The sequence below is a fragment of the Methylocaldum marinum genome (assembly GCF_003584645.1).
In the GTDB taxonomy this organism is placed as follows: domain Bacteria; phylum Pseudomonadota; class Gammaproteobacteria; order Methylococcales; family Methylococcaceae; genus Methylocaldum; species Methylocaldum marinum.
The window spans coordinates 2,326,313-2,349,879 of record NZ_AP017928.1 but is presented as its reverse complement, the minus strand read 5'-3'; the positions used below and the strand labels follow the sequence as shown (position 1 = coordinate 2,349,879).

Annotated in this window: 26 protein-coding genes and 1 CRISPR repeat array; of the genes, 13 read left to right on the top strand and 13 right to left on the bottom strand. The window is 56.7% G+C overall.

The features are described 5' to 3' along the window. The first annotated feature begins 17 nt into the window (after window positions 1-17). From murA to sS8_RS10115, 9 genes are all read left to right on the top strand, one after another. Window positions 18-1,283 (top strand): UDP-N-acetylglucosamine 1-carboxyvinyltransferase, encoded by a 1,266-nt coding sequence (gene murA / locus sS8_RS10155; RefSeq protein WP_119629548.1) that lies wholly within the window; start codon window positions 18-20, stop codon window positions 1,281-1,283. 10 nt (window positions 1,284-1,293) lie between these two features. After that, entirely contained in the window at window positions 1,294-1,938 is a 645-nt protein-coding gene (gene hisG / locus sS8_RS10150; RefSeq protein ID WP_119629547.1) for an ATP phosphoribosyltransferase, read from the top strand. A 5-nt stretch (window positions 1,939-1,943) separates the two neighbouring features. Further along, the gene (gene hisD, locus sS8_RS10145; RefSeq protein ID WP_119629546.1) at window positions 1,944-3,257 is read left to right on the top strand and encodes a histidinol dehydrogenase; all 1,314 of its coding nucleotides are present in this window, start codon (window positions 1,944-1,946) and stop codon (window positions 3,255-3,257) included. Further along, the gene (gene hisC, locus sS8_RS10140) at window positions 3,254-4,345 is read left to right on the top strand and encodes a histidinol-phosphate transaminase (protein WP_119629545.1); all 1,092 of its coding nucleotides are present in this window, start codon (window positions 3,254-3,256) and stop codon (window positions 4,343-4,345) included. The genes hisD and hisC overlap by 4 nt, the downstream gene beginning before the upstream one ends. Window positions 4,346-4,521: 176 nt before the next feature. Beyond that, window positions 4,522-5,112 carry a ubiquinol-cytochrome c reductase iron-sulfur subunit gene (gene petA, locus sS8_RS10135; protein ID WP_119629544.1) on the top strand — a complete coding sequence of 197 codons (591 nt, stop codon included), beginning with the start codon at window positions 4,522-4,524 and terminating at the stop codon, window positions 5,110-5,112. A 5-nt stretch (window positions 5,113-5,117) separates the two neighbouring features. After that, window positions 5,118-6,539: a cytochrome b gene (locus sS8_RS10130; RefSeq protein ID WP_119629543.1), complete on the top strand. Its 1,422-nt coding sequence runs from the start codon at window positions 5,118-5,120 to the stop codon at window positions 6,537-6,539. Between the two features lie 2 nt (window positions 6,540-6,541). Then, window positions 6,542-7,264: a cytochrome c1 gene (locus sS8_RS10125; RefSeq protein ID WP_119629542.1), complete on the top strand. Its 723-nt coding sequence runs from the start codon at window positions 6,542-6,544 to the stop codon at window positions 7,262-7,264. A 150-nt stretch (window positions 7,265-7,414) separates the two neighbouring features. Next, window positions 7,415-8,062: a glutathione S-transferase N-terminal domain-containing protein gene (locus tag sS8_RS10120; RefSeq protein ID WP_119632703.1), complete on the top strand. Its 648-nt coding sequence runs from the start codon at window positions 7,415-7,417 to the stop codon at window positions 8,060-8,062. Continuing rightward, the gene (locus sS8_RS10115) at window positions 8,062-8,457 is read left to right on the top strand and encodes a ClpXP protease specificity-enhancing factor (protein ID WP_119629541.1); all 396 of its coding nucleotides are present in this window, start codon (window positions 8,062-8,064) and stop codon (window positions 8,455-8,457) included. The genes sS8_RS10120 and sS8_RS10115 overlap by 1 nt, the downstream gene beginning before the upstream one ends. A gap of 27 nt (window positions 8,458-8,484) precedes the next feature. Here sS8_RS10115 and sS8_RS10110 read toward each other — a convergent pair whose 3' ends face one another. Further along, window positions 8,485-8,814: a DUF1820 family protein gene (locus sS8_RS10110; RefSeq protein WP_179952406.1), complete on the bottom strand. Its 330-nt coding sequence runs from the start codon at window positions 8,812-8,814 to the stop codon at window positions 8,485-8,487. Window positions 8,815-8,991: 177 nt separating this feature from the next. On the opposite strand from sS8_RS10110, the gene sS8_RS10105 reads away from it, so the two are divergent. Further along, window positions 8,992-9,387: a DUF488 domain-containing protein gene (locus sS8_RS10105; RefSeq protein ID WP_119629539.1), complete on the top strand. Its 396-nt coding sequence runs from the start codon at window positions 8,992-8,994 to the stop codon at window positions 9,385-9,387. Between the two features lie 322 nt (window positions 9,388-9,709). Continuing rightward, a complete protein-coding gene (locus sS8_RS10100) occupies window positions 9,710-10,882 on the top strand; it encodes an NnrS family protein (RefSeq protein WP_119629538.1) in 1,173 nt (390 codons plus the stop codon). A gap of 66 nt (window positions 10,883-10,948) precedes the next feature. On the opposite strand, the gene sS8_RS27620 is transcribed toward sS8_RS10100, so the two are convergent. Beyond that, the gene (locus sS8_RS27620; protein ID WP_145986482.1) at window positions 10,949-11,203 is read right to left on the bottom strand and encodes a hypothetical protein; all 255 of its coding nucleotides are present in this window, start codon (window positions 11,201-11,203) and stop codon (window positions 10,949-10,951) included. Window positions 11,204-11,382: 179 nt separating this feature from the next. Between sS8_RS27620 and sS8_RS10095 the strand changes: the two genes are divergently transcribed. Both sS8_RS10095 and sS8_RS10090 read left to right on the top strand, forming a co-directional pair. Beyond that, complete coding sequence (locus tag sS8_RS10095) at window positions 11,383-11,649, top strand: CopG family ribbon-helix-helix protein (protein WP_119629537.1); 267 nt, start codon at window positions 11,383-11,385, stop codon at window positions 11,647-11,649. Then, on the top strand, window positions 11,646-11,936 hold the full coding sequence (locus sS8_RS10090; RefSeq protein WP_119629536.1) for a type II toxin-antitoxin system RelE/ParE family toxin: 291 nt from the start codon (window positions 11,646-11,648) through the stop codon (window positions 11,934-11,936). Before sS8_RS10095 ends, sS8_RS10090 begins: the two co-directional genes overlap by 4 nt. A gap of 312 nt (window positions 11,937-12,248) precedes the next feature. Beyond that, window positions 12,249-13,007: a CRISPR direct-repeat array (repeat unit 37 nt; unit sequence GTTTCAATCCACTCCCGGCTAAATCGCCGGGAGATAC). A gap of 190 nt (window positions 13,008-13,197) precedes the next feature. Here sS8_RS10090 and cas2 read toward each other — a convergent pair. The 11 genes from cas2 to sS8_RS10035 all read right to left on the bottom strand — a co-directional run bounded on the left by cas2 (window position 13,198) and on the right by sS8_RS10035 (window position 23,375). Further along, on the bottom strand, window positions 13,198-13,488 hold the full coding sequence (cas2, locus tag sS8_RS10085; protein ID WP_119629535.1) for a CRISPR-associated endonuclease Cas2: 291 nt from the start codon (window positions 13,486-13,488) through the stop codon (window positions 13,198-13,200). Between the two features lie 11 nt (window positions 13,489-13,499). After that, a complete protein-coding gene (gene cas1c / locus sS8_RS10080; RefSeq protein ID WP_119629534.1) occupies window positions 13,500-14,534 on the bottom strand; it encodes a type I-C CRISPR-associated endonuclease Cas1c in 1,035 nt (344 codons plus the stop codon). Next, window positions 14,531-15,172, bottom strand: a complete 642-nt coding sequence (gene cas4 / locus sS8_RS10075; RefSeq protein ID WP_119629533.1) for a CRISPR-associated protein Cas4 — start codon at window positions 15,170-15,172, stop codon at window positions 14,531-14,533. The genes cas1c and cas4 overlap by 4 nt, the downstream gene beginning before the upstream one ends. Then, the gene (cas7c, locus tag sS8_RS10070; protein ID WP_119629532.1) at window positions 15,169-16,164 is read right to left on the bottom strand and encodes a type I-C CRISPR-associated protein Cas7/Csd2; all 996 of its coding nucleotides are present in this window, start codon (window positions 16,162-16,164) and stop codon (window positions 15,169-15,171) included. The genes cas4 and cas7c overlap by 4 nt, the downstream gene beginning before the upstream one ends. Continuing rightward, on the bottom strand, window positions 16,154-17,935 hold the full coding sequence (gene cas8c / locus sS8_RS10065; protein ID WP_119629531.1) for a type I-C CRISPR-associated protein Cas8c/Csd1: 1,782 nt from the start codon (window positions 17,933-17,935) through the stop codon (window positions 16,154-16,156). The genes cas7c and cas8c overlap by 11 nt, the downstream gene beginning before the upstream one ends. Further along, window positions 17,928-18,665, bottom strand: coding sequence for a type I-C CRISPR-associated protein Cas5c (gene cas5c / locus sS8_RS10060; RefSeq protein ID WP_119629530.1), 738 nt, complete (start codon window positions 18,663-18,665; stop codon window positions 17,928-17,930). The genes cas8c and cas5c overlap by 8 nt, the downstream gene beginning before the upstream one ends. 125 nt (window positions 18,666-18,790) lie before the next feature. Further along, window positions 18,791-21,088 (bottom strand): CRISPR-associated helicase Cas3', encoded by a 2,298-nt coding sequence (cas3, locus tag sS8_RS10055; RefSeq protein ID WP_119629529.1) that lies wholly within the window; start codon window positions 21,086-21,088, stop codon window positions 18,791-18,793. Between the two features lie 63 nt (window positions 21,089-21,151). Continuing rightward, on the bottom strand, window positions 21,152-21,595 hold the full coding sequence (locus sS8_RS10050) for a type II toxin-antitoxin system VapC family toxin (protein WP_119629528.1): 444 nt from the start codon (window positions 21,593-21,595) through the stop codon (window positions 21,152-21,154). Next, on the bottom strand, window positions 21,596-21,883 hold the full coding sequence (locus tag sS8_RS10045; RefSeq protein WP_119629527.1) for a type II toxin-antitoxin system Phd/YefM family antitoxin: 288 nt from the start codon (window positions 21,881-21,883) through the stop codon (window positions 21,596-21,598). It abuts the gene before it with no gap. A gap of 95 nt (window positions 21,884-21,978) precedes the next feature. Beyond that, window positions 21,979-22,173, bottom strand: coding sequence for a hypothetical protein (locus sS8_RS10040; RefSeq protein ID WP_119629526.1), 195 nt, complete (start codon window positions 22,171-22,173; stop codon window positions 21,979-21,981). Between the two features lie 227 nt (window positions 22,174-22,400). Further along, on the bottom strand, window positions 22,401-23,375 hold the full coding sequence (locus sS8_RS10035) for a helix-turn-helix transcriptional regulator (protein ID WP_119629525.1): 975 nt from the start codon (window positions 23,373-23,375) through the stop codon (window positions 22,401-22,403). Window positions 23,376-23,567: the final 192 nt, after the last annotated feature.

Here is a 23,567-nt window from a genome sequence, read left to right as displayed (position 1 = left end):
AAAAACAGACACCAACAATGGATAAGCTTCTCATTATCGGCGGTAAACCTCTTCAAGGCGAACTGCGCATTTCCGGGGCCAAGAACGCCGCATTGCCGATTCTCGCCGGTGCTTTGCTGTCGGAAACACCCGTGGTTATAGGCAATGTTCCGCATCTTCACGACATTACCACCACCATGGAGTTGCTCGGGCGCATGGGGGTGCACTTGATGGTGGACGAAAAGCTCAATATCGAGGTTGATCCGGGCCCGATCGAAAATTTCTTCGCGCCCTATGAACTCGTGAAAACCATGCGGGCTTCCATACTGGTTCTGGGGCCGCTGTTGGCCCGTTTCGGCCGGGCCGAGGTTTCTTTGCCGGGCGGCTGCGCTATCGGCAGCCGGCCGGTGAACCTGCACCTCCACGGCCTGGCCGCGATGGGCGCCGAAATCAACGTGAGGAACGGTTACATTCACGCCAGCGCCAAGCGTCTCAGAGGTTCCCGTCTGGTTCTGGATCAGGTTACGGTCACCGGTACCGAGAATCTCATGATGGCCGCCGTTCTCGCGAAAGGAACGACGATTATCGAAAATGCCGCGCGCGAGCCCGAGGTGGTGGACTTGGCCAATTTTCTCAATCAGATGGGCGGGAAAGTTTACGGTGCGGGTTCCGATATCATGGAAATCGAAGGCGTCGACGCGCTTTCGGCCAGCGGAATGCACTACCGGATTCTGCCGGATCGCATCGAAACAGGCACTTATCTGGTCGCCGCCGCCATGACCGGCGGTCGGGTCAAGCTGAAGAACACCCGGCCGGATCTGCTGGACGCCGTATTGGTCAAGCTTCGCGAAGCCGGCGCCGAAATCACGTGCACCGAGTCGACCATCGAGCTCGACATGCAGGGCAATCGACCTCAGGCGGTATCGCTTCGCACAGCACCCTATCCGGCTTTCCCGACTGATATGCAGGCCCAGTTCACAGCCATGAACACGGTTGCGGAAGGCGTCGGCGTGATTACCGAGACCGTATTCGAGAATCGGTTCATGCATGTCCATGAAATGCAGCGCATGGGCGCCGACATCCAGCTCGAATCCAACACCGCCATCGTTCAGGGCAGGCCGAGTCTGACCGCCGCTCCGGTCATGGCCACCGACTTGAGGGCATCCGCGAGCCTGGTGCTGGCGGGGCTCGTGGCCGAGGGCCAGACCGTCGTTGACCGGATTTATCACATCGACCGCGGATACGAGTGCATCGAAGAAAAGCTGTCGCAGCTCGGTGCGGAGATACGCCGCGTCCCCAACTGAAACGCCACGCATGCTCACTCTAGCCATATCGAAAGGGCGAATCTACGAGGAGGCGCTTCCCCTGCTCGCGCAGGTCGGAATCGAGCCGACCGTGGACCCCGACAAAAGCCGGAAGCTGATCCTGCCGACCAATCGCGAGGAGGTTCAGCTCCTGATCGTCCGGGCGACCGATGTGCCCACTTACGTGGAATACGGAGCCGCCGACCTCGGAATCGCCGGCAAGGACGTGTTGGTCGAGTACGATGCTCAAGGCCTGTACGAGCCGCTGGATCTGGGCATCGCCCGCTGCCGGCTGATGACGGCGGCCATGAAGGATTCGGCGCCGGTGTCGAGAGGGCGCTTGCGGGTGGCGACCAAATATGTGAAAACCACGCATCGCTATTTCGCCGGACGCGGAATTCAGGCGGAGATCATCAAGCTTTACGGCTCCATGGAATTGGCGCCTCTGGTGGGCTTGGCCCATTGCATCGTCGACTTGGTCGATACCGGAAACACGCTTAGGGCAAACGGACTCGAACCGCGCGATTTGATCATGGAGGTCAGCAGCCGGCTCATCGTTAATAAAGCCGCGATGAAGATGAAGCACCGCGAGGTCACGTCCTTCGTCGAAGAATTGAGGCAAGTGGTCAGCGAACGCAGCAAGCAAGCGGGGTAAGCATTATGTCGGATTTCTCGATTACCCGTCTCGAGGCGGGTTCAGCGGATTTCGCACAGGATCTGGACGCCGTATTGGCATGGGACGAAGCCGAGGATGCCGCTATCCACGGGCGGGTGATGGACATCATTCAACGCATCCGGAAGGAAGGCGATGCCGCCTTGGTCGAACTGACCCGTCTTTATGACCGTTTCGAGGTGGCGAATGCCTCCGGGCTCGAGCTCTCGCGCGAGGAACTGAAAAGGGCCTGGAACAGCCTGCCCAGCGATTCGGCCGATGCGCTCATGAAGGCCGGCGAGCGCATCCGGCTGTATGCCGAGCGGCAAAAAATGGAGTCGTGGCGCTATTCTGAGACCGACGGAACGGTGCTTGGGCAGCAGGTGACGCCTTTGGATAAGGTGGGCGTCTATGTGCCCGGAGGCAAGGCGGCCTATCCGTCATCGGTCCTGATGAACGCCATGCCGGCGAAAGTGGCCGGCGTTCCCGAAATCGTCATGGTGGTTCCGACGCCGGGAGGCGAAACCAATCCGCTGGTTCTCGCCGCCGCTTATCTTGCCGGGATAGACCGGGTGTTCCGCATCGGCGGCGCGCAAGCGGTCGCGGCATTGGCGTACGGCACCGAGACCGTTCCGCGGGTCGACAAAATCGTCGGTCCCGGCAATATCTACGTGGCGACCGCGAAAAAGCTGGTATTCGGCCAGGTCGGCATCGACATGGTGGCGGGGCCATCGGAAATTCTCGTCATCAGCGATGGCGGCACAGACCCGGACTGGATCGCCATGGATCTGTTCTCGCAAGCGGAGCACGACGAGGATGCCCAGGCGATACTCGTCAGCCCGGACCGCGCTCATCTCGATGCGGTGGAATCGAGCATAAGGCGTCTGCTGCCGACCATGGAGCGGGCAGAGGTGATCCGGGCCTCGCTGTCGCGGCGCGGGGCGCTGATTCAGGTTCGGGATCTGGAAGAGGCGGCGCAAGTGGCGAACCGCATCGCGCCCGAGCATTTGGAATTGTCGGTGGAGGACCCCGAAAGCCTGGCCGGCAGAATCCGCAACGCCGGCGCCGTCTTCATGGGCCGCTACACGGCGGAAGCGCTGGGCGATTATTGCGCCGGACCCAATCACGTACTGCCCACTTCGGGAACGGCCAGATTTTCCTCGCCCTTGGGCGTATACGATTTTCAAAAGCGGTCCAGCCTGATCTTTTGCTCGCCGCAAGGCGCGGATCAATTGGCGAGAACCGCGTCGGTGCTGGCTCGGGGAGAGGGGCTGACGGCCCATGCCCGTTCCGCCGAGTACCGGATCGCAGAACGGACATGACCGATCGCGCGAGCAAGGTCCGGTCTTTGCTGAGGCCGGAAATACTGGCTTTATCGGCCTATCATGTCCCGGATTCTTCGGACTACATCAAGCTGGACGCCATGGAAAACCCCTATTCGTGGCCGGACGACATGGTCGAGGAATGGCTGGCGCGGCTGCGGGAAGCGCAGCCGAACCGTTATCCGGATCCCTCATGCAGCCGGTTGAAAGCCTGCCTGCGCGAGGCCTACGGCGTTCCCGAGGAGGCCGGCCTCCTGATGGGCAACGGTTCCGACGAAATCATTCAGATCATTCTCATGGCGCTACAAGGGCGCGAAGCGACGGTTCTGGCACCCGAGCCGACCTTCGTCATGTATCGGCAGATTGCGTCTTGCCTGGGGCTTAAATTTGTTTCCGTGCCCTTGCGGGAAGAGGATTTCTCCCTGGACACGGCGGCCATGTGCGCGGCGATCGAAACCCATCGCCCTGCCGTAATTTTCCTCGCTTATCCCAACAATCCGACCGGCAATCTGTTCGATTTCGAAGCGATCGTCGAGATCCTGCAAGCCGCCCCCGGATTGGTGGTGCTGGACGAAGCTTACGCCGCTTACGCCGGCCGCAGTTTCATGCCGCGGCTCGCGGACTTCGATGGTCTGCTGGTTATGCGCACGCTGTCCAAGCTGGGGCTCGCGGGGCTGCGATTGGGGTTTCTGGCGGGCGCCAAGGCCTGGATCGACGAATTCGACAAGATTCGGCTCCCGTACAACATCAACACCTTGACCCAGATCAGCACCGAGTTCGCCATCGAAAAGCGGAAAGTGCTGGAGGCCCAGGTCGAGCTGATTCGCCGGAACCGGCAACACCTGCTCGAAGCGCTCGGGCGGCTTCCGAAAGTTCGTGTCTATCCGAGCGAGGCCAATTTCATCACGTTTAGGCTTCTGCGGGACGATGCCGGTCAGGTATTTCAGCAGCTCAAGGATGCGGGCATTTTGATCAAGAATCTCCACTCGTCGGGTGGACGCTTGGCCGGGTGTTTGCGAGTCACCGTGGGAACTCCGGAGGAAAATCGCCGATTCCTTGCAGCCCTTTCCACGATCCTGGTTTCATAGGGCGAACGTCCGATGGTCTTGCTTTCTGAGCCTTTCTCAAACAAAATCCTCCCCCCTGGAGAAACTCATTGTCAACAATAACTATTCAACACATCGGAACCGGCGCGTTCCACAAATAACAGCTTATCGAAAACCAACAAGGCTAGCTTTAGAGGGGTAAAACGGGAGATGTTGGCATGACTACTGAAGGCGTGGATATCGAAAAGCGCCGTTTCTTAACCCAGGCGGCGGCGGTCATCGGCGCCATTGGGACGGGCGCCGCGGCGGTGCCGTTCATCTCGTCGATGAAGCCCAGCGCCAAGGCCGAAGCCTTGGGAGCCCCGGTGGAAGTCGACATCAGCAAGATCGAGCCGGGACAATTGATTCGCGTCCTGTGGCGGGGGAAGCCGGTCTGGATACTGCACAGAACGCCTAACGTCTTGGCGGCCCTGCCAACCCTCGACGACCAGCTGCGCGATCCCCAGTCGAAGCAATCCGAGCAGCCGAAAGCGATGGCCAACGAGCTTCGCTCTCTCAAGCCCGAGATTTTCGTCGCCGTCGGTATCTGTACCCATCTCGGATGTTCCCCCGTCTATCGTCCCGAAATCGCGCCCGCGGATCTGGGGCCGGAGTGGAAGGGCGGATTTTTCTGTCCCTGCCACGGTTCTCGTTTCGATTTGGCGGGACGCGTGTACAAGGCGGTTCCGGCGCCGACCAATCTGGAAATTCCGCCCTATCACTATACGAGTGATACACGGATCCTAATCGGTTTGAGCGGCGAGGAGTAGGCGAGATGGCTTCGGAAAAGGCAAAAGCTCTTTTGAACTGGCTGGACGAGCGGTTTCCGGTATCCAACCTGTGGAACAGCCAGCTCGCCAAATATTACGTACCGAAGAACTTCAATTTTCTGTATTTCTTCGGTTCCCTGGCAATACTGGTGCTGGTCAATCAGATCCTGACCGGGATCTGGCTGACGATGCATTACAAGCCCTCGGCCGAACTTGCGTTCGATTCGATCGAATACATCATGCGCGATGTGGATTATGGCTGGCTGCTCCGGTACATGCACTCGACCGGCGCCTCGATGTTTTTCATCGTTATCTACCTCCACATGTTCCGGGCGATCTTTTACGGGTCTTTCAAAAAGCCCCGCGAACTGATCTGGCTGTTCGGCATGACCCTGTTTTTGCTGCTTATGGCCGAGGCCTTCATGGGTTATCTGCTGCCCTGGGGGCAGATGTCCTATTGGGGCGCGCAGGTGATCATCTCGCTGTTCGGTGCGATTCCGGTCATAGGCGAAGATCTCGCGTTATGGGTGCGGGGTGATTATGTCGTCGCCGACGCGACGCTGAACCGCTTCTTTGCGCTCCACGTTATCGGCATTCCGCTGGCCATACTCATTCTGGTGGTATTTCACCTGGTCGCGTTGCGGACTACCGGCTCGGGCAATCCAGACGGCATCGAGATCAAGAAGCATAAGAACGAAAGCGGCATTCCGATCGACGGAATACCTTTCCATCCTTATTACACCGTCAAGGATTTGTACGCGGCGATCGTGTTTTTGATCATCTGTGCTCTCATCATCTTCTATATGCCGGAGATGGGCGGATATTTCCTGGAGCATCAGAATTTTGAACCGGCAAATCCGGCGGCGACGCCCGAGCATATTCAGCCGGTCTGGTATTTCACGCCGTTTTACTCGGTTCTGCGTGCGATTCCGAACAAGCTGGGCGGTGTGATGGCGATGGGAGCGTCGATTGTCTTGCTGTTCCTGCTGCCCTGGCTGGACCGCTCGCCGGTGAAATCGATTCGCTATCGCGGAAGAGTTTTCAAGGTCGCATTGGTTTTATTCGTGGTGAGTTTTTTCGGGCTCGGAATTCTCGGCACCAAGCCTGTTACGCCGACTTCGACGGCTTTTGCGAGGCTGTTCACGTTCATCTATTTTGCGTTTCTGCTTTTGATGCCGTTCTACCCGCAGTTCGAACGGACCCGTCCGGTTCCGGAGCGCCTTGCCGAATCCATCATTCCGCTGAACAAGCGCGAGGGCAGGCATTGGCGTTTGATCGAACGTGGTTTGGAGGCGGTGCGGACCAGCGTGTTCTGGCAGAAGAGTAAGGCGCGGATTGCGGCTCTTGAAGCCCATCCGTTCGTGCAGAACGTAAAAGAACGACTATCGGCGGTTATCGGATGGTTAAAAACCTACGGAAGCAAATAAGAATGAGATCGGCATTCGGCATAATACTGTTGTTATTTTCTTTTGCCGCGACTGCGGTAGATCCGACGAAACCGCTCGAAGATGCCGATGTGGACATTTTCGATTCCGACTCCGTTCGGAGGGGGGCGGGTTTGTTCGCGAACTACTGCATGGGTTGCCATTCCGTAAAGCAGATTCGCTACTCGCGAATCGCCAAAGACCTCGAACTCGACGAGGACACCGTGCGACGGGAATTCATGTTCGGCGAGGCCAAGATCCACGACTATCTCGGCACCGCGATGTCCAAGGAGGACGGCGAAAACACCTTCGGAGTGGCTCCGCCGGATCTTTCTCTGGTGGTGCGGGCGAGGGGAGCGGATTGGGTCTACAGCTATCTGAAAGGCTTTTACACCGATCCGAAACGTCCATTCGGGACGAATAACCTGATTTCCCGCGACGTGGCGATGCCCAATGTCTTGTGGAAGCTGCAGGGCACCCAGGAACCCGTGATCAAAAGGATCGACGGCGTCGATACCGTGGTCGACGTTCGGCCGGTCCAGAAAGGCGAGATGACGCGTCAGGAATTCGATCAAGCCTTGACCGACATCGTCAATTTTCTCGCCTATGTGGCGGAACCCTCCAAGCTGGAACGACTGCCGCTCGGGAAATACATCATCTTATTTCTAATCGTGCTGGCGGTGATCATGTACCGGCTTAAGAAAGAATATTGGAAGAATATTCATTGAGGTTTAATGTTAAAATGAACGACCGGCCGGTTGGAAAGCGATGCCGCCCAGAGGTCTAGCACTACAAATGACTTTTCCCGGCAAAAGCCGGCAGGCTAGCCGTTATTGATTTCCAACCGGAACCTTTTAGTCTTTCTTGAGGTGTTCAGAGTGGCAACCACTGCCAGTCGCAAATCGGTAATGACCCTTTTTTGTTCCCCGACCTGCGCCTATAGCCACAGAACACGGATTGTTTTGTCCGAAAAAGGGATTGCGGCGGATATCGAATATGTCGCTGCCGATCAGCCTCCGGAAGAGTTGCTCGCGCTCAATCCCTACGGTAACACGCCGACATTGGTGGACCGCGATCTGGTGCTGTACGAGTCCCGGATTATCATGGAATACCTGGATGAGCGTTTTCCTCATCCGCCGTTGCACCCCATGGATCCCGTATCGCGGGCCCGTGCCCGCATGCTGGTCCATCGTATCGATCAGGATTGGTATCGATTGCTCGACAAAATCGAACATTCTGCGGACAAAAAGGATACCAAGGCGAAGAAGTCGCTGCGTGACAGTCTCGTCGCCGCGGCTCCTGCGTTCGCGTCCAAGCCTTATTTTCTCAGTGACGAATTTTCTTTGGTAGACTGTACCCTCGCGCCATTGCTTTGGCGCTTGCCCGCTTTGGGCATAGACCTGCCAAAGCAGGCGGAAGCGATTACAGACTACGCTGGACGCTTGTTCGAGCGGCATGCGTTTCAAGCCAGTTTAAGCGAACAAGAGCGGGATTTGACCTCTTTTGCGGAGCTGCTGACTGCCTGATGACTTCACTCAAACCGTATCTGGTACGGGCTATATACGACTGGATAGTCGATAACCAATTCACGCCCTATCTGCTCGTCGATGCCGAAGCACAGGGCGTTGTCGTGCCGAGACAGTATGTTCAGGACGGAAAGATCGTGCTGAATTTACGGCCGCAAGCCGTGCACGGCCTGTCGTTGGGTAACGACGAGGTCGAATTCGGCGCCCGTTTCGGCGGTACGCCGATGCAGATAACCGTGCCCATGCGCGCGGTACTTGCCATTTATGCGCAGGAAAACGGAAAGGGAATGATTTTCGACGACGAGGGAGAGGATGAGACGCCGCCGCCTACCGAGAGTGCGCCCAAGGGAGGGGCGGGCGCGAAGAAAAGGCCGACGCTCAAGGTGGTCAAATAGCTTGCACGTCGGTCCGGTGTTCCGGCCTTAGGATTTTTCGGGCACGTAAAATTTGGTGACCTTGCCCGATTGACCCGTTTCCCGATCGAGCGGGATTATCTTGGCGGTACCGCGGCGTTCGACCTGATCGATGCGGATGATTTCGTGCATTGGAATGAATGAACGCCGGACATTGGCAAATTCCGTCTTCAGTTTCTCTTCATAAGGATCCACTACCACGGACGAGGTCTCACCGAAAATGAAATCCTCGATCACCACGAATCCGAACATTTCTCCCTGATAAACCCGCTTGGCATAGATTTCGTAAACCTGGTTCTGATTGATGAAGACGACTTTGAAAATCAGATTATCCGACATGATGATTTCTGCTCGGCGTTAAAGGGAGATTCGGAGCGGAAGGACATTCGGCCATTATAAGTCAAATCGCCAACATCGCACGAAACGGAAGTCGCCGCGGGTCTGATCCGATCGTCTTGGCGCTCCGGTCGTGTACACTGACCGTCACCGGTATTGCGGCTTCACCGGGAGAGCTTCATGGTTTACGTGAAACGTGTCTACGAGACGGCGGATCCAGGCGATGGCGAACGGTTCCTGGTCGAGCGGCTATGGCCCAGGGGCATAGCCAAGAAGGAGCTGGTAATGACGGCCTGGATCAAGGAGGCCGCACCGAGCAGCGAGTTACGGCGCTGGTTCGGCCACGATCCCGCCAGGTGGGACGAGTTCAGACGTCGCTACTTCGCCGAGCTGGACCGCCGCCCCCAAGTACTCCAGCCGATTCTTGAAGCAGCGAGGAGGGGAAGTATCACTCTGCTCTACAGCGCACGCGACACCGAGCACAACAGCGCGGTGGCCTTGGCGGAATATCTGTCAGGGCATCCGTCGCGGACCACCGAACCGGTTGAACACTCCCAACCTGGAAACGGCAGGTGATGGCTTAGATGGCATCGAAACGCCGCACGGATTCCGACCGTTATCCCTGCCACCGATTTCAGCATTTGGGTGAAACCGCCACCTACCCCATGGCACGACGGCCGGACCATCTGGCGGCGGTGCTTCTTTTAAGCGTTCGTCGCTTGGCAATCCGTTGTCGACGAACCCGTTGTCTCGAGTGCAACTTCGGGAAGGGATTTCCGACTCGCGCGTGCCTGCACAGCAGGTATGAAAATGGTCTAGCGGGAGGCTACCCTGCCAGCCGACCCGTCCGCCGCATACTCGGGTCCGTCCAACTGCCGTTTCAAGGTTGAATCAGCCCATGGCTCCTATCCATTTCGATCCCCGCATCCTGTTCAGCTACGCGTTCCGCGCCTTTTTCCTGCTGGTAGGCATCCATGCCGTTCTGGCGATTTCAGCGTGGGGACTTCATCTCAGCGGAGTTCTGGCGTGGCCGGAGGTATTGCCCGCCGCTGTTCGGCACGGCCATGAAATGATCTTCGGATTTGCCGGAGCTGCAATTGCGGGTTTTCTGCTGACGGCTGTCGCCACCTGGACCGGCCGTCCGCCGGTCGCGGGAACGCCACTGTTGATTCTGTGCGTGACCTGGCTTGTGGCGCGGATGGGAGCGTTCACGTCCGGTTCGTTCGGCGCCGGTTCATGGGCTGCGGGCAGCGTGCTGTTTTGGGGAGGGCTACTGGCGCTCGTTGCCCGCGAAGTCGTTGCCGTCCGGAATATCCGGAACTATAAGGTGCTGGTTTTGCTGACTGCTTTTCTCGCGACCGAGGTCTATTTCTTCTTCGTGGCGACCGGCGACCTGGCTGCACAGGAGGCCGGGTTGCGCATGGGGCTATCGCTCGTGCTCGGCATGATCCTGTTGGTCGGCGGGCGCATCATACCCAGCTTCACTCAGAACTGGCTGCGTTTGAATCACCCCGGATTCAACGCGCGTTTGCCGCACTTCGACCGACTCGATGGCATTGCCGTCGCGGTAACTCTGCTATTTGCCGTAGGCTTCATTACATCGCCCCGCTCGGCGGGCGCCGGCGTACTCGGCATCGCCGCTTCGGTACTTCAATTCGTCCGCCTGGCCCGCTGGCGCGGCTGGCTGGCCTATCCGGAACCTCTGCTCTGGATTCTGCACGTCGGCTATGCCTGGATACCCATCGGTTTGGCCTTGCTCGGGGCGAGCATGCTGCTCGACCGATGGAGTCTCTGGGACAGCGGTTTACATGCACTCGGCTACGGAGCCATCGGCACAATGATACTGGGCGTCGCCGCCCGCGTGGCGCTCGGCCACACCGGACGTCCATTGCGTGCCTTTCCTTCGATGACAACCGCTTTTGCGATGTTGACGGTCGGAACCGTAGCTAGGCTCTTTGCTCAACCGGGCGACCTGTTCATGGTGGCGGCCATAGGGCTCTGGACCGCGGCCTATCTGCTGTTTCTGGTGCGCTATTTGCCCATCCTGCTGGCTCCACGGCTCACGACATAGCGGCTATGGGGAAACTGATCTTGGTCTGAGAGCTTGAATCGAGACCAAATCGCCGGGAGATACCCGCTAGGGTTTTGCAGCATTATCAAATGGAAGTGTTTCAATCCTAAGGCAGGCGAGTATGTGCTCACGATGACTGCGAGCCTGACAGCCATAGACGGGTGGATTGGCACGATTGAGGGATTCAAGGAGCTCGTCGCCGAATTCAGACACAAATTCCTGCAGGCTGATGTCGAACGGTGAAGAGAGGCTACCTTCCAGTAGCTCGCCTTGCAGCGCGGCTTCCGGTGAAGAGGGATCAGAAAAGATATCGATGGACATGGTGATGCTCCAGATAAAATGGGGCATTTACCGTCCCGGATGGGGGGACGTCATGCCCCTGGGTTGGGAAAAGGCGGGTCAAGTTTGATCTGTCTATCCTTGTATTGCGTCGGTTCGTGTGAAATGAATACAGACGAACCTTATTGAACCACTCCGACTAAAATGATGGAGGGTGAACCATGACGACCGAAGCCTTTACCGTCCGCACTGACGGCGAGACCGTTAAACGCCTTGACCAGCTCGCAGCACAGCTCGACCGCTCGCGCAATTACCTGGTGAACCAGGCGATCCAGGAATATCTGAAACTGCATGCTTGGCAGATCCAAAAAATTGAGGCCGGCATTGCCGCCGCCGATCGCGGCGATGTGATTCCGCATGAGGACGTGATGGGCGAGATGGACGCCTTGATTGAAGAAAAAATCAGAGCGTTCGAAGACCGTTCGTGAAAATCGTCTGGGCCAGACCCGCCCGCCAAGACTTGCGGGACATTTACCTTTATATCGCCCAAGATAATCCCTACGCAGCGCGTAAGCTCCAGAGCGAAATCCGGCAACGCGTTGCGCTTCTTCAAGACAATCCCGGATTCGGCCGCACCGACCGAGTCACCGGGACGCGGGAACTGGTAATGGGCGATTCCCCCTACATTCTGCCTTACCGTGTACGTCAGGACTGCATCGAAATCTTGGCTGTTTACCACGGTGCTCGGAAATGGCCGGAGGAATTCCGAGAATAGCACCGTTTAATCCCTAGCTAGTGCTTAATTGCAAAAATAAACGATGCAAAAATCCAATATAACAAATTGATTATATGTGGGTTTTTGTATTCGCTGATTAGCGCGATTAAGCACTAGGATGGGAATCGAAAAATAAGAATTGAACTCATGCTTTCCGATAGGGGAATACATGCCGCAACTCAATGAAGCCGATACCTGCCGACAGTACATCACACCGAAACTATAAACCGCGGGTTGGGATACCCATCCGTATGGACTCGGGGAGCAACGGACGTTTACTGCAAAAGTGTGGGCCGATGAGTTTTATAAACTGTTTCAATCCACTCCCGGCTAAATCGCCGGGAGATACCCATCGAGTTGGCCGAGGAAGGTCACAAGTCTCAGGTTTCAATCCACTCCCGGCTAAATCGCCGGGAGATACGTGCGCGAAATGGGCTTTCGCCAGGACCAGATTGAGTTTCAATCCACTCCCGGCTAAATCGCCGGGAGATACCATTTCTCAGCTATCCTCAACAATATTGCAGAGGGTTTCAATCCACTCCCGGCTAAATCGCCGGGAGATACGCGATAGGGATGATCCGTCGCACCAGGCATCCGCATGTTTCAATCCACTCCCGGCTAAATCGCCGGGAGATACCTTCGAGGTCGCCGTCGGTAATGGCCGCTATTTTTCGGTTTCAATCCACTCCCGGCTAAATCGCCGGGAGATACGATCTTGCCTGCTTGCCGTTCTGGTCGGCATGTCGTGTTTCAATCCACTCCCGGCTAAATCGCCGGGAGATACGGGGATATTATTCCGGTTGGGTTGGTGCGATAACGTGTTTCAATCCACTCCCGGCTAAATCGCCGGGAGATACCACGCGCCAACGCGGATGAGCTGGTTGCCGAAAATGTTTCAATCCACTCCCGGCTAAATCGCCGGGAGATACGGGCAAGGCGTACGCGAAGGGGCCGCACATTGAAGTTTCAATCCACTCCCGGCTAAATCGCCGGGAGATACTGTTGCCGTTGATCGGTCACGCGGACACGGGAGTGTTTCAATCCACTCCCGGCTAAATCGCCGGGAGATACAGCCTTTCGGCAAAGCAAGAATAAACCAGGAAAAAATGGCAGGAAAGCGCGAATCGGAGGATGGAAAGCCTGGAATCGAGACAAAATAAGGGGTATTCCGAACAAAATAGCAATAAAATCAAGATTTTATCGTTTGCGCGAACTTGCCGGTCTATTACCGTTGCTTCAGGTTCGCGCATCGGCAGGGTAGTCATACGATCAAGGTGTCCGTAAAGTCGACCGCCTTGAATTTCCCGAATTCCATGACATTTTTTTCCAATGGTTCGACGATGCGGTAAAGGCGCAAGCTGTCTTCTTTTTCGTTGATGATGTCGAGCAGGTCGCTCTTCAAGGTCTCCAGTTGCATTGGCTCGACCTTGCATTCGAACACCGATTTTTGCACGCGCTGGCCGTAATTGAGACAGACCTTGGCAACCCTTCTGAGCCGTCGGCGGCCCTCCGAGGTTTCCGTCGAGACATCGTAACTGACCAGAAGCAACACGTCCTTTTACCTCAGCGGTTCAGGAAGGGAACATAGTGCGGGACATCGCCGCGTAGGTAGCGAGCCAATAGCCTCGCCTGCAATTGCGCCAAGAGACCGATGGATACCTCCGCATCCAGCACCGGATGCTTCAACGTTTCCTGTTTGCGCGCTTGATACGCGGTGATCACGGTTTTCCTGCCGCTGTCGTTGAGCAACACCGCACCGCCTTCACGCTCGTCGAAATCCTTGGGCTGAATCTGGCCGCGGTTGATCAGGGTCAGGGCGAGCCGGTCGCACAGGGGCGCGCGGAACTCCTCCAATAGATCGAGCGCCAGTGCGGGCCGCCCAGGCCGGGCCGCGTGAAGGAAGCCCAACTGCGGATCAAGTCCTACCGTTTCCAATGCCGACCGGCAATCGGCCAGTTTCAGCGCGTAGAGAAACGAGATCAGGGCATTGAAACGGTCTCGCGGCGGGCGGCGGTTTCGTGTGGAGAAAGGAAAAGCTTCGCGAGCGGACGGTTTCATCAGATAGGGCAGTACATCGAAGTAAATGCGCGCGGAATCGCCTTCGAGTCCCCTCAGCGTGTCCAGGTTGTCCGCCTGGGGGATCTTGCGGATCTGATTGGCGATGAGGCGCGCCGCCTGAACCAGTGCGTCACGTTCCGTTGGATTGTCGATTTCCCGCGCGCCGCGCATGAGCACCTGGCGACTGTTGCGCAGCTTGCCGGCGACGGAGGCGCGGGCGATCGCCAGCGTTTTCGGTTCGTCGTCGGCGGCCCGGTACTGAGCTTGGCGCAGCAGCACGTTACCGTTGACCGGGCCTTCTAGCCTCGCTCTGAAGCGCCCTGACCGATTCAGCCAAACGACGGAACGGCCGTCCTCGGCGCATCGCCCGAGCAGCGCCGGGCTCAGCATCACGTGGTCGAACAGCACGAAGGCGCCCAAATGATGCAGCGGCACCTGAAGTCGCTTTTCGTCCTCGATCATCACGCACACGGTTTCGCCTTCGAGGCGCAAGTACGCTTCCGGCGTGGTGATGTAGAGAGTGTTTAGAAGAACGGTCATACGGCATCCTCTTCGGGCTGGAACAGACCGGCTGCCAATTCCGACACATGGCCAACCGCCCATAACAACTCGGGTTCACATATCGTTTTCAGAGAGCATTCTCCACAACGCCGTGAGTCCTCAATGGGAGGCGGGCTGACGCCTGCGGCAAGCATCGCGCGAATCGCTGAGGCCGCCTCCTTCACCAGCGAGCGGAGAGAATCGTCGATAATCACTTCGCGCCGCCGCCGCGATTTCTGGTGAAAGATCGCTCCCTTGGGAGCAGGTTTTCCGGTCATTTCTTCCACGCACATGGCTTGAGCGGCGAGCTGCAGGTCATCGTTGAGCCAGCGCCGTTTGGGACCGTGCTTGTATTCCACGGGATAAATCGTTCCGTCATCCCGAAACTCCAGTACATCGCATTTTCCGGTCAGCCCCAGGCAGTCCGACCATACAGGCACCGCGTATTCGACCCGTGCATCGGCCTTGTTTTCATAACCGGCAGCATCCACCCGTTCGTGTTCCCGCGATCCGCTCACGGTATGTACATTGTCGGTGAATTCGCCCTCGCCATGAATGAGGAAGCAGCGCCGAGGGCAATAAGCGTACTGGTTGAGGGCAGAGAGGGGGATGAGATCGGGTGGACTCGCTTCATTCATAGCTTGACCAAAGCCCCGCGCTCCGTGTTCCACGTCCAAAGTTCTACACCGGCGGGGAGCCTGTCTGCGCGGGCATTGATTTCGTAATCGTCGAAGCGGCGGGGCGATGCCGTCTCAAGTTGTTTCTTCAACCAAATCTCGATTACTTTGCCTTCCTCTGGGGTCCTGGCGATATCCAGAAGCTTATGCGCGGGAGCGCAACCGAGCATCGCTTGGCGTTTGCGCTGTTCTTGATTCGAATCGGTGCCGACGTGCTTGAATACGTAAAGGCCACGGCAGGACATGAAGCCCTTGCTGGCCGAGCGGTCATGGTCGTACATATTCGCGAGCGCCTCCCAAAACAAGGCTAAATCGTCGTCGCTGAAACCCGTGTCCTGAGCCAGGTTGGCGCTGATGAAACCTTTCGCGGCGTAGAGGCCATAGGGGATCAGGTTTTTGCGGCCCATCGTGCGGAGTTTGTCTTCGGGTTGTTCGTCCTCCCACTGTTGATATTCCGCCGACGTTTTTGCGCCCTTGACATCCTCGGCAACGGCCATACGCGTAATGGAAATATCCAGCGGCAGGACCGGGTCGAGCGATCGAGCGAAAGCGAATTGGGCCGGACCGCGTACTTGACCAGCGTTAGCGCCGGTGCTCATTACAGCACCGAAAGTGCGTACATCGAAAAACCTCTGACACATCCATTTCCTAGCTTCGCCGACCTTTCTCTTGGACGCTCCTTTTTCCGGGTTCCCCCCGGTTTCTTCATGCGCCTTGAGTATCGGGCGATTCATATTAGTGGCATGCTCGACCAGAATGGCGTTGGGCATCTGGTTGTTTCGCGCCATCTGCACATAATTCCGCACCCGCCGTTTCAAAGCCACATCCGAGACCAGTCCTCGCATGTCTTCAGGGTCTATCCTGGGCGCATTGCCTGCATCCGGGTCGCCGTTGGGGTTGCCGTTTTCACAGTCGAACAGAAACAGGAATTCGTAGCGGTTTTCAATCGCCATGGTAGTGGTCCTTATCGTTGTTGTTACTTTGTGATTCGGATGACGCGCTTTGGTCGGCCTCAATGCCCGGATTTTTATTGGCATTGCCTTTGCCGGCATTCAAGGCCGCGAGTTGCTGGTAATAACCGAGAGCGAACAAGCTTTGATTTTCCAAGGTCAAGGTGCTTGGTATTTGGTCGCGGATACGGCTCATTACCTCGGCGATTTGGTTTTCGTACCACCACGCCAGGCCTCCCTCCAGCTTGCTTAAATGGTTTTTGGCGTTCGAGGCCAATCGTCCCAATACCAGTCCCGGCGTTTGGCTGGCGGCAGCGTAATAGCGTTGCACTACACCGGCGCCGACATCGCCTAGGGCGGCTCGTTGCAGTCTAGCGAAGACGGCCAGCAGACGGCCGCAGTGATAGGCCGAGTTTGGATGTTCCGGATTCAAATAGGTGCTCATGTCACGGTCTCCTTGTCGAATGTGAAAGGCCTTCAAGAGACCCATGCGGGCATGGGACGCGAGGTTGTCGTTGATGACGTCGATGCGGGCGCGCATAACCGCTTGCGCCAAAGCAAGGGTTGGAATCGGCGTGCCGGTTATCGCCGCGCGCCAAAGCTGCTGGAGCCAGGGCGACGGTAAATCCTTGAGATCGCGCACCAAGCTTCCGGCCACGGCAAGAAGTTTGGGCGATCTGGCCACACCTTTGCCATCGCGGGTAACGATCACCAAATCGTCGAACCAATTGCCGATATGCTCAGCAAGCTCCTCGAAACTGCCCTGCATTACGTCCCGCACCATGACTCGGCCGGCTTGGCCGGATAGCATCAGGGCGACATAACGATTGTTGGCAAGGTCGGGGCGTTTGCCCTTGCGGATGGCTTGTAGGAGATTGCGGGCCAGGGCTTCGGCGCCTGCGGCGGTCAGTTCCGGTGCTTCGGTTATCCAGCTCAGCGGATTCTCTTCATCGGGTAGTTCGGGAGTTTCGGTGTACCAATAGACGGCAAGAGTGTTGACGAGCCTGACGCCTTTTTTTGCGATGAGCTGTTTGAGGGTCTCCGTGTAGGCCGTAGCGGTTTCCTCGGACATAGCGGCGTTGGCCGATTGATCCAGTCCGTAGGATTGAAATGCGGCTTTGTCGAAACCCACCAGGACGTCGCCGGCGGGGAGACCTCCTACGCTTGCTATACCGCTGATTTTCGGATGGGTAGGGGCCGGCTCGATCAGTTCCCCGGTAACCAGGCAGCGCATCGGCGATGCTTTTCCACCTTTTGTGGTCCGTAGACCCGTGCGAAACATCCGCCACCAATCCCGCCATTCGTCACGTTCTAACGGAGTGATGGAATCGATCCGCAACGTTGCGGTTTCGGTGAACTTGGCTTTAGCTCCGCGCAGTTCCTCTCGAATCGCCGCAAGCGCATCGGGATTTTCCAGAAGATTCGCCGCAGCAGTCAAATACGGCGCATGTTCTGCGGCTTGCTTAAGTAGGTGAATGAAATACGCGTGCTTTGCTTCGAACTTGATTTTGTCTTTTTCGTCAGCTTTTGGATCAAGATACAAGGCGATAGTAGGGAGTCCTTCAATCAGGAAATGACTGCGTACCTCACTTCCGCCGACCAATTCGGGGTGGGTCAGATTCGGGCAGGAAGAAAATGTCCGGCCTCTGCCTTCGCCTAAAGAGACCAGCCCGGTAAATTGCCCTTCACTTGTGCAGGTAATGAGCCATTTGACCGTCTTTTCGGAAAAGCCCGGCTCGGAGTTACCCGCTTGCTTGAGAACCAAATCAAGCATGACCGGCTTCCTCGTTCTTACGGACTTCGGAACTGTTATAGGGCGGAATTTCAATCACTCCGCGTGACATTCGGGCATGAAATACGCTAATGGAGGGTTTTCCGAAAGAATCGTTGGCAAGGTTCAAGTCGAATACGTCATACAGCATCCAACCCAAATCCAAATCGAGCACGATCGGGGGCTTTTGTGGGGAGGTTTCATCGACAGGTTCGAAATAAGCCGCGAATTCGCGGCAGCCGAAATAGGGCTGGTAAAAGCATTTGCCGGTTCGTGCACGGCGGGCGAATTGTTCATCGAGTTCGCGAATGTTGCGGGGCTCCTGACGAAATCGCATATGGGCTTGAATTCGGTAGCGCACGTCCTGAAGCGCCATGGTTTGCCTTTGTGTGCGCCCTTTCTGGTCGGTGCCTAGGGAATCCCGGCCGCCGTCCGCCCACAACGGTTCGGGTTCCTCTCTTCCTTCCATCCAGGTCCTCAGTGTGCGTTCACTGGGAACTTTGTCCTTTACCTCGTTGCGGCGCAGGGCGATGTACTTCGGAAATGTCAAAATCTCCACCCGCTCTATTTGCCAATAGAACCCGTAACAGCGTTTGAAATAAATCGCATCGAAGATGCCGCGGGCGGCGGACGGGGTAATAACGGGATAACTGAAGCGCTCGACCTTCATTTCCGGCCTGGTGAAGCAAGCGAAATCGCCCCACACTTCCAAACAGTGCGTTTGTCCACGCATGAGTGGTCCCCCTTGTCATGATTTGAACGATCAATACACTTGATCAATTGTAGTAGTGAGTCTTATTCGGCGGCTGATGACTGACCTAATCGCAGGTTGGAATCTGCCCTACGGTGCCGACTGGTTCACGCAATCCACAAATTCAAGCTTTCCGGCGGCATGAAACCCAACTGCGGATGATAGTGCTCGGGTTTCGCAGCGATATACCATTCTTCTTGTCGTTCTCGCCGTCCCTTTTTCAGGCTCTGAACTTCCAACAGACTGTCCCAGACCGGGTGACCGGATTCGGGACGAAACAGGCTGACGGAGAGCGGTCGCGCTTTGCGGATTAACTCCCTGGTTAATCCGGTTTCTTCCGCAGTTCGTCGGAGATCTTCGAACAAGGCTATCTCTTCCTGGTAGGGCACGATTACGTTGATGGCGTCCTGTTCGATCAATCGATAGGCTCTGGCGACGTCCGGGAAGGAGCCTTCCCGGACATATTGGAGGAGTTCTTCCGTTTTTCTCGAAGCTTCCGGTTTACCGATATTGTAAAGCTCCCGATAGTAGGCCGTGATGAAATCCGGATTGTCCAATTCCATACCTTCCGGCCCGAATCTCTGTAACAGCATCTTGGTGACTTGCGCGGCTTGGCGGTAGCCGCCCGGTGGATAGGTTTCGTCTTCGGGCATGAATATCTGCAACTCTCCCAAATCGACGAGTTTTCCCTCTCGGTTGCAACGCCCTTCGGCCTGAATGATGGCTTCAAGTGGGCCATAAGCGCGAAAAACCGACGGGAAGTCCAGATCCACGCCGGCTTCCACGCATTGGGTGGCGATCATGCGCACAGGTTTATCCGTGGCAAGCCGTTCGCGGATGTCCGCCAATAACACTTGCCGGTGTGCGGGGCAAAGATTTGTGGAAAGGTGAAAGATATTCGGATCGTTGAGTTCTTCCCAAAGCATACGCGCGTGACGTTTGAGATTGACGATGCACAGGACTCGCCGTTTTTCCGAGATTTGTTTGGCTAATTTCGGCCAGGTAATGTGTTGATTTGGATCATCCCACTTTCTTTTGACCCGCTGCATCGGTGCAAACAGGCGCTCCGGTGCGGGGACGATTTTTCGAGGCTGCCAGCCCACCGGCGCATGCGTTCGAACATGAGCGTGCAAGTGTTCGAACGCCGGTTGCGTTGCAGTCGCGAACACGACGCTGCTTTTATGCGCGTGAGCCAAGTGAGTAAGAGTCGCCAGCGTCGGTACTGCCAGCGGCGCGGGCAGCGTTTGGACTTCGTCGAACAGAATCACGGACCGGGGTAGGCGGTGAAGCTTATGGCAGGCGGACGGCCGATTCGAAAACAATGATTCCAGCATCTGCACGCTGGTCGTGACGATGATCGGCGCATCCCAGTTCTCCGAAAGCTGTCGCCGTCTGCGTTCGTCGGATGCGCCGAATTCCCCCTCCGCATCGGACTCGCACTCTTCCTTCCCCAAACCGGCCAGCGAGTGATGTTCCAATACATAGTCGGTGCCGAAGTGCGATTCGAACAGGCTTCGGAAAATGGCAGTCGTCTGTTCGATGATCGAGAGATACGGGATGACGACGACCACCCGTCGTAATTCGTATTTTGCAGCATGCGCCAGGGCGAAGGCGAGCATGGCGAGGGTTTTTCCGCTGCCGGTCGGTGCCGTCAGTGTGAATAACCCCGGCGGATGTTCCGCGGCGCTCAGGCAGTCGTCGCGCAGCCATTGTCGGACTTTGGTCACTCCGGGATCAGCCTTCGAACTGTGGCCGAGTTTGTCGATATGGGCCAGTAGAATTTCCAGCGCATCGTAAGCGTGCAGTTTCGGCCCGTCTGGCCGGTAGCGCCTGTCGTCTGGTCCACCCTGGAAATGAGCTTCGGTGTCGAGGAAATCGGCATCGACCAAGGCGGAGAACAGAAGACGAAGGTCGAGCATAAGATCGAAACCGGGTCTGATTTCGGCTCCGCACAATGTCTTTTCGGGCTTTGCCGGAGTCAGACCATCGGCGAGGAGGCGTGATTTGAGGGTTGCCAGATCCGTTTCACTCAAACTGAGTTGTTGGGGATGGCTTTGAACGAGCTTGGTCGGGTTTAGTTTCGCCAACTCGGACCCGCGCAAGTATTGCAGTCCGATGTGATGACCTTGAATAGCCAGCGCCGCGGCGACGGCTTGATAGTCCTTTTGCAGTGCCAGCCAAGCGCCCATAGACCAGTGATCGAGCCCATGGTCTTTTCCTTCGAGCCGTGCCTGAAACCGGTCGCCATACTTTCCGAGGTCGTGCAAGAGCCCGGCAAGAGCGGCTTCATCCCCTGCGCCAGAAGCTTCCGCAAACTTGTATGCCAATTGCGATACTCCGAACAAATGTTCCGCCAGCGTATGCTTGATTCCGGCCTTATTATTGCTGTGTGCGTAAAAAGTCATTGTGAGCCCCCGAGGCTTTTTGTAATTGATTCTGATAAGGAATCAGTGCGTCTTACGTTGCCTTTAAAGCGGGGCGTCTTTCTTAGTAGCCCCTATCTCGAAAACATTGAGATACCCTTCCCGCCCATACTCGATGATCTTCTCGTCGGCCGTCATCAAATGCAGGCCCTTTACTCGGGCGATGGCGATCAGAAAACGATCGGCGGGATCACCGTGGAACGAGCCGGGAAGCTGGGTACTTTCCACGGCGCTTTCGGCATCCAGGGGCAGTAACCGAAGCCTCGGTAGAGTCGTGGCGAGCTCGACCCAAACGTTGAACGCCGCCGAGAGCGTGAGTCTGCGCTTGTTCTGCAGCATGCCGATTTCCCAGATGGAAATCGTGGAGACGAACAGTCTCGACTGTCTGCGCACGGCTTCGATACGTGCTACCGCATCCGCCGGCAGGCGCTGGGAAATGCCTTCGGCGTACCAGAGCCACGCGTGGGTATCCAGTAATAGCCCGTCCATTTATCGGTTTCCGTCGATGGGACGACTGTTGTGCCCCAGTTCGCTGTAGAGATCGTCCTCGTCGCCGGTCAGCGCGCTCCACGATTCATCAACAGGGGAAACGACATCGCCCAAGACGGTGACCGTACCTTTCATATAACCGAACTGGGTTTCCGACGGTTCTTCGATCGGCATCAGTTTGGCAATCGGTTTGCCTCGCTTGGTGATGACGATGGGCTCATGGGTTTTGCTGACTTCATCCATCAGTTTCAAGCATTTAGCCTTGAATTCCGCTGCGGTGACCTTCATGACTTACACCTCGATAAAATATGACCACTTAGTATAGTCATTTTATCGAATTCGTGGCCTGCCGGTTATCGGAGCGCTTCAAACTCGGTGGACTTTCAGTTCAAACCACTGAGTTTGATACCTCGCCGGATATACGTCGGGATGTCGTAGTTGACGCGCGCCGAAACGACCGGTGTCTGGCCGGATGGCGGCTGCGGCTGTTGTAGAGGACATGCGGGATGGATGGTGGAGGCGGTTGCAAGAGCGCTGGCGTTGCGGTTTTTCCGGATCGAAAAGAAGGTGTTGAACATGATCGTATCTCCGATGAGTGTAACGACGGAGATAATTTACGACAGGTAGTCGCTCAGGGCGTGAGCCACTGAATCGATCGATGTAAATTTTTTCCGGCGCTACGCCGAAGTGCTTTCGGGTTTTTCCCTAGGGTGGCGTAAGAAAATGAAATTAATGAATGTTTCTTTTGGCTCCCCTCTTTATCCTGGCCTTCTTCCCAGGGGAGAAGGCGATACGCTGTATAAGTTCAGCCTTGTCCGTAACGGGCGGCCATTACCCGAATTGTTTCTTTGAGGCGCGCGCGGAGCGGTTCCGGGGCGATGACTTCAACGTCCGCACCGTATTTGAGGATATCCATGATCAATTCGGGGTCCTCGGAGTAGGGGATTTCCAGTGTGTAGCTGCCATCCGGCTCAAATCGGCCTTTTTGCTTGGGATGCCAGATCTCACGGCTGACCCAGCGCGCGCGTTCGGGCGTGAAGCGCAATTCGGCCCAGCGGATCTCGCTGCCCGAGAATATGCCGCAGCCGGTAGCGAATTTCCTATCCAGTTCTTCGTCGGGAATCTCTACGGCCGTTTCAAGTTGCGCCGATGCGGAGTGAAGCGCATCCACGGCAAAGCTTCGGATCGCGTTGCGGAGATGGCACCAGGCGTCCAGATACCAGTTTTCGCGGTAGTGGATCAGCCGCAGCGGCGACACGGTGCGCTCGGAAGTTTCGTCCGTGTTGCGGTTGTAATGGACGATCCGAAGACGACGGCGCTTGAGTAGAGCCTGCGCGACGACTTCGAAATGTTGAAGATCGACCGTTCGCCGCGCCACGTGGAAGACTCGGACGCGCTTCTCCACTTCCTGCCATTCGTGTTCGCCGGTGCCGAGGAGCGCGTTGAGCCGGGCCAGCAGCGGCTGAATATGCGGTTCGAGCAGCCTTGGTTGAAGGTCCGCGAGCAGTTGGCGCATGGTGAGAAGGGCGTGGATTTCCGAGGCATTGAACCAAAGTCCGGGGAGTTCGTAGGCGCCTCCGCGGCTGTGCTGCCCGAAGCGGTAGCCGCGCGATTTTCGGTCCCAGACGATAGGTGCGTTGAATCGGTTGCGCATATATTCGATGTCGCGCTTGAAAGTGGCCGCCGAAATACCCAATTCCTCAAGAAAAGCCTTTTGAGATACTGTTTCCCGTTCGCGGATCAGTTGGTCGATTTTGTAAAAACGTTCGGTGCGGTCCATGGTTTTTTGCTCTGAGGTTTGCTTACGCAGGCATCTTAACCCAGGGAAATCGCGGATTCGGGGCGCTGTTTCAAGGGCCGCGGCCGAGCGTTGACCTTGACATGAAATATCCGATGGCTATGATTAGCACTCGTTTTAGTCGAGTGCTAACAAGCCTGGGGTTCGGTTGACCGCTCGTTAGCCAAAAGATCA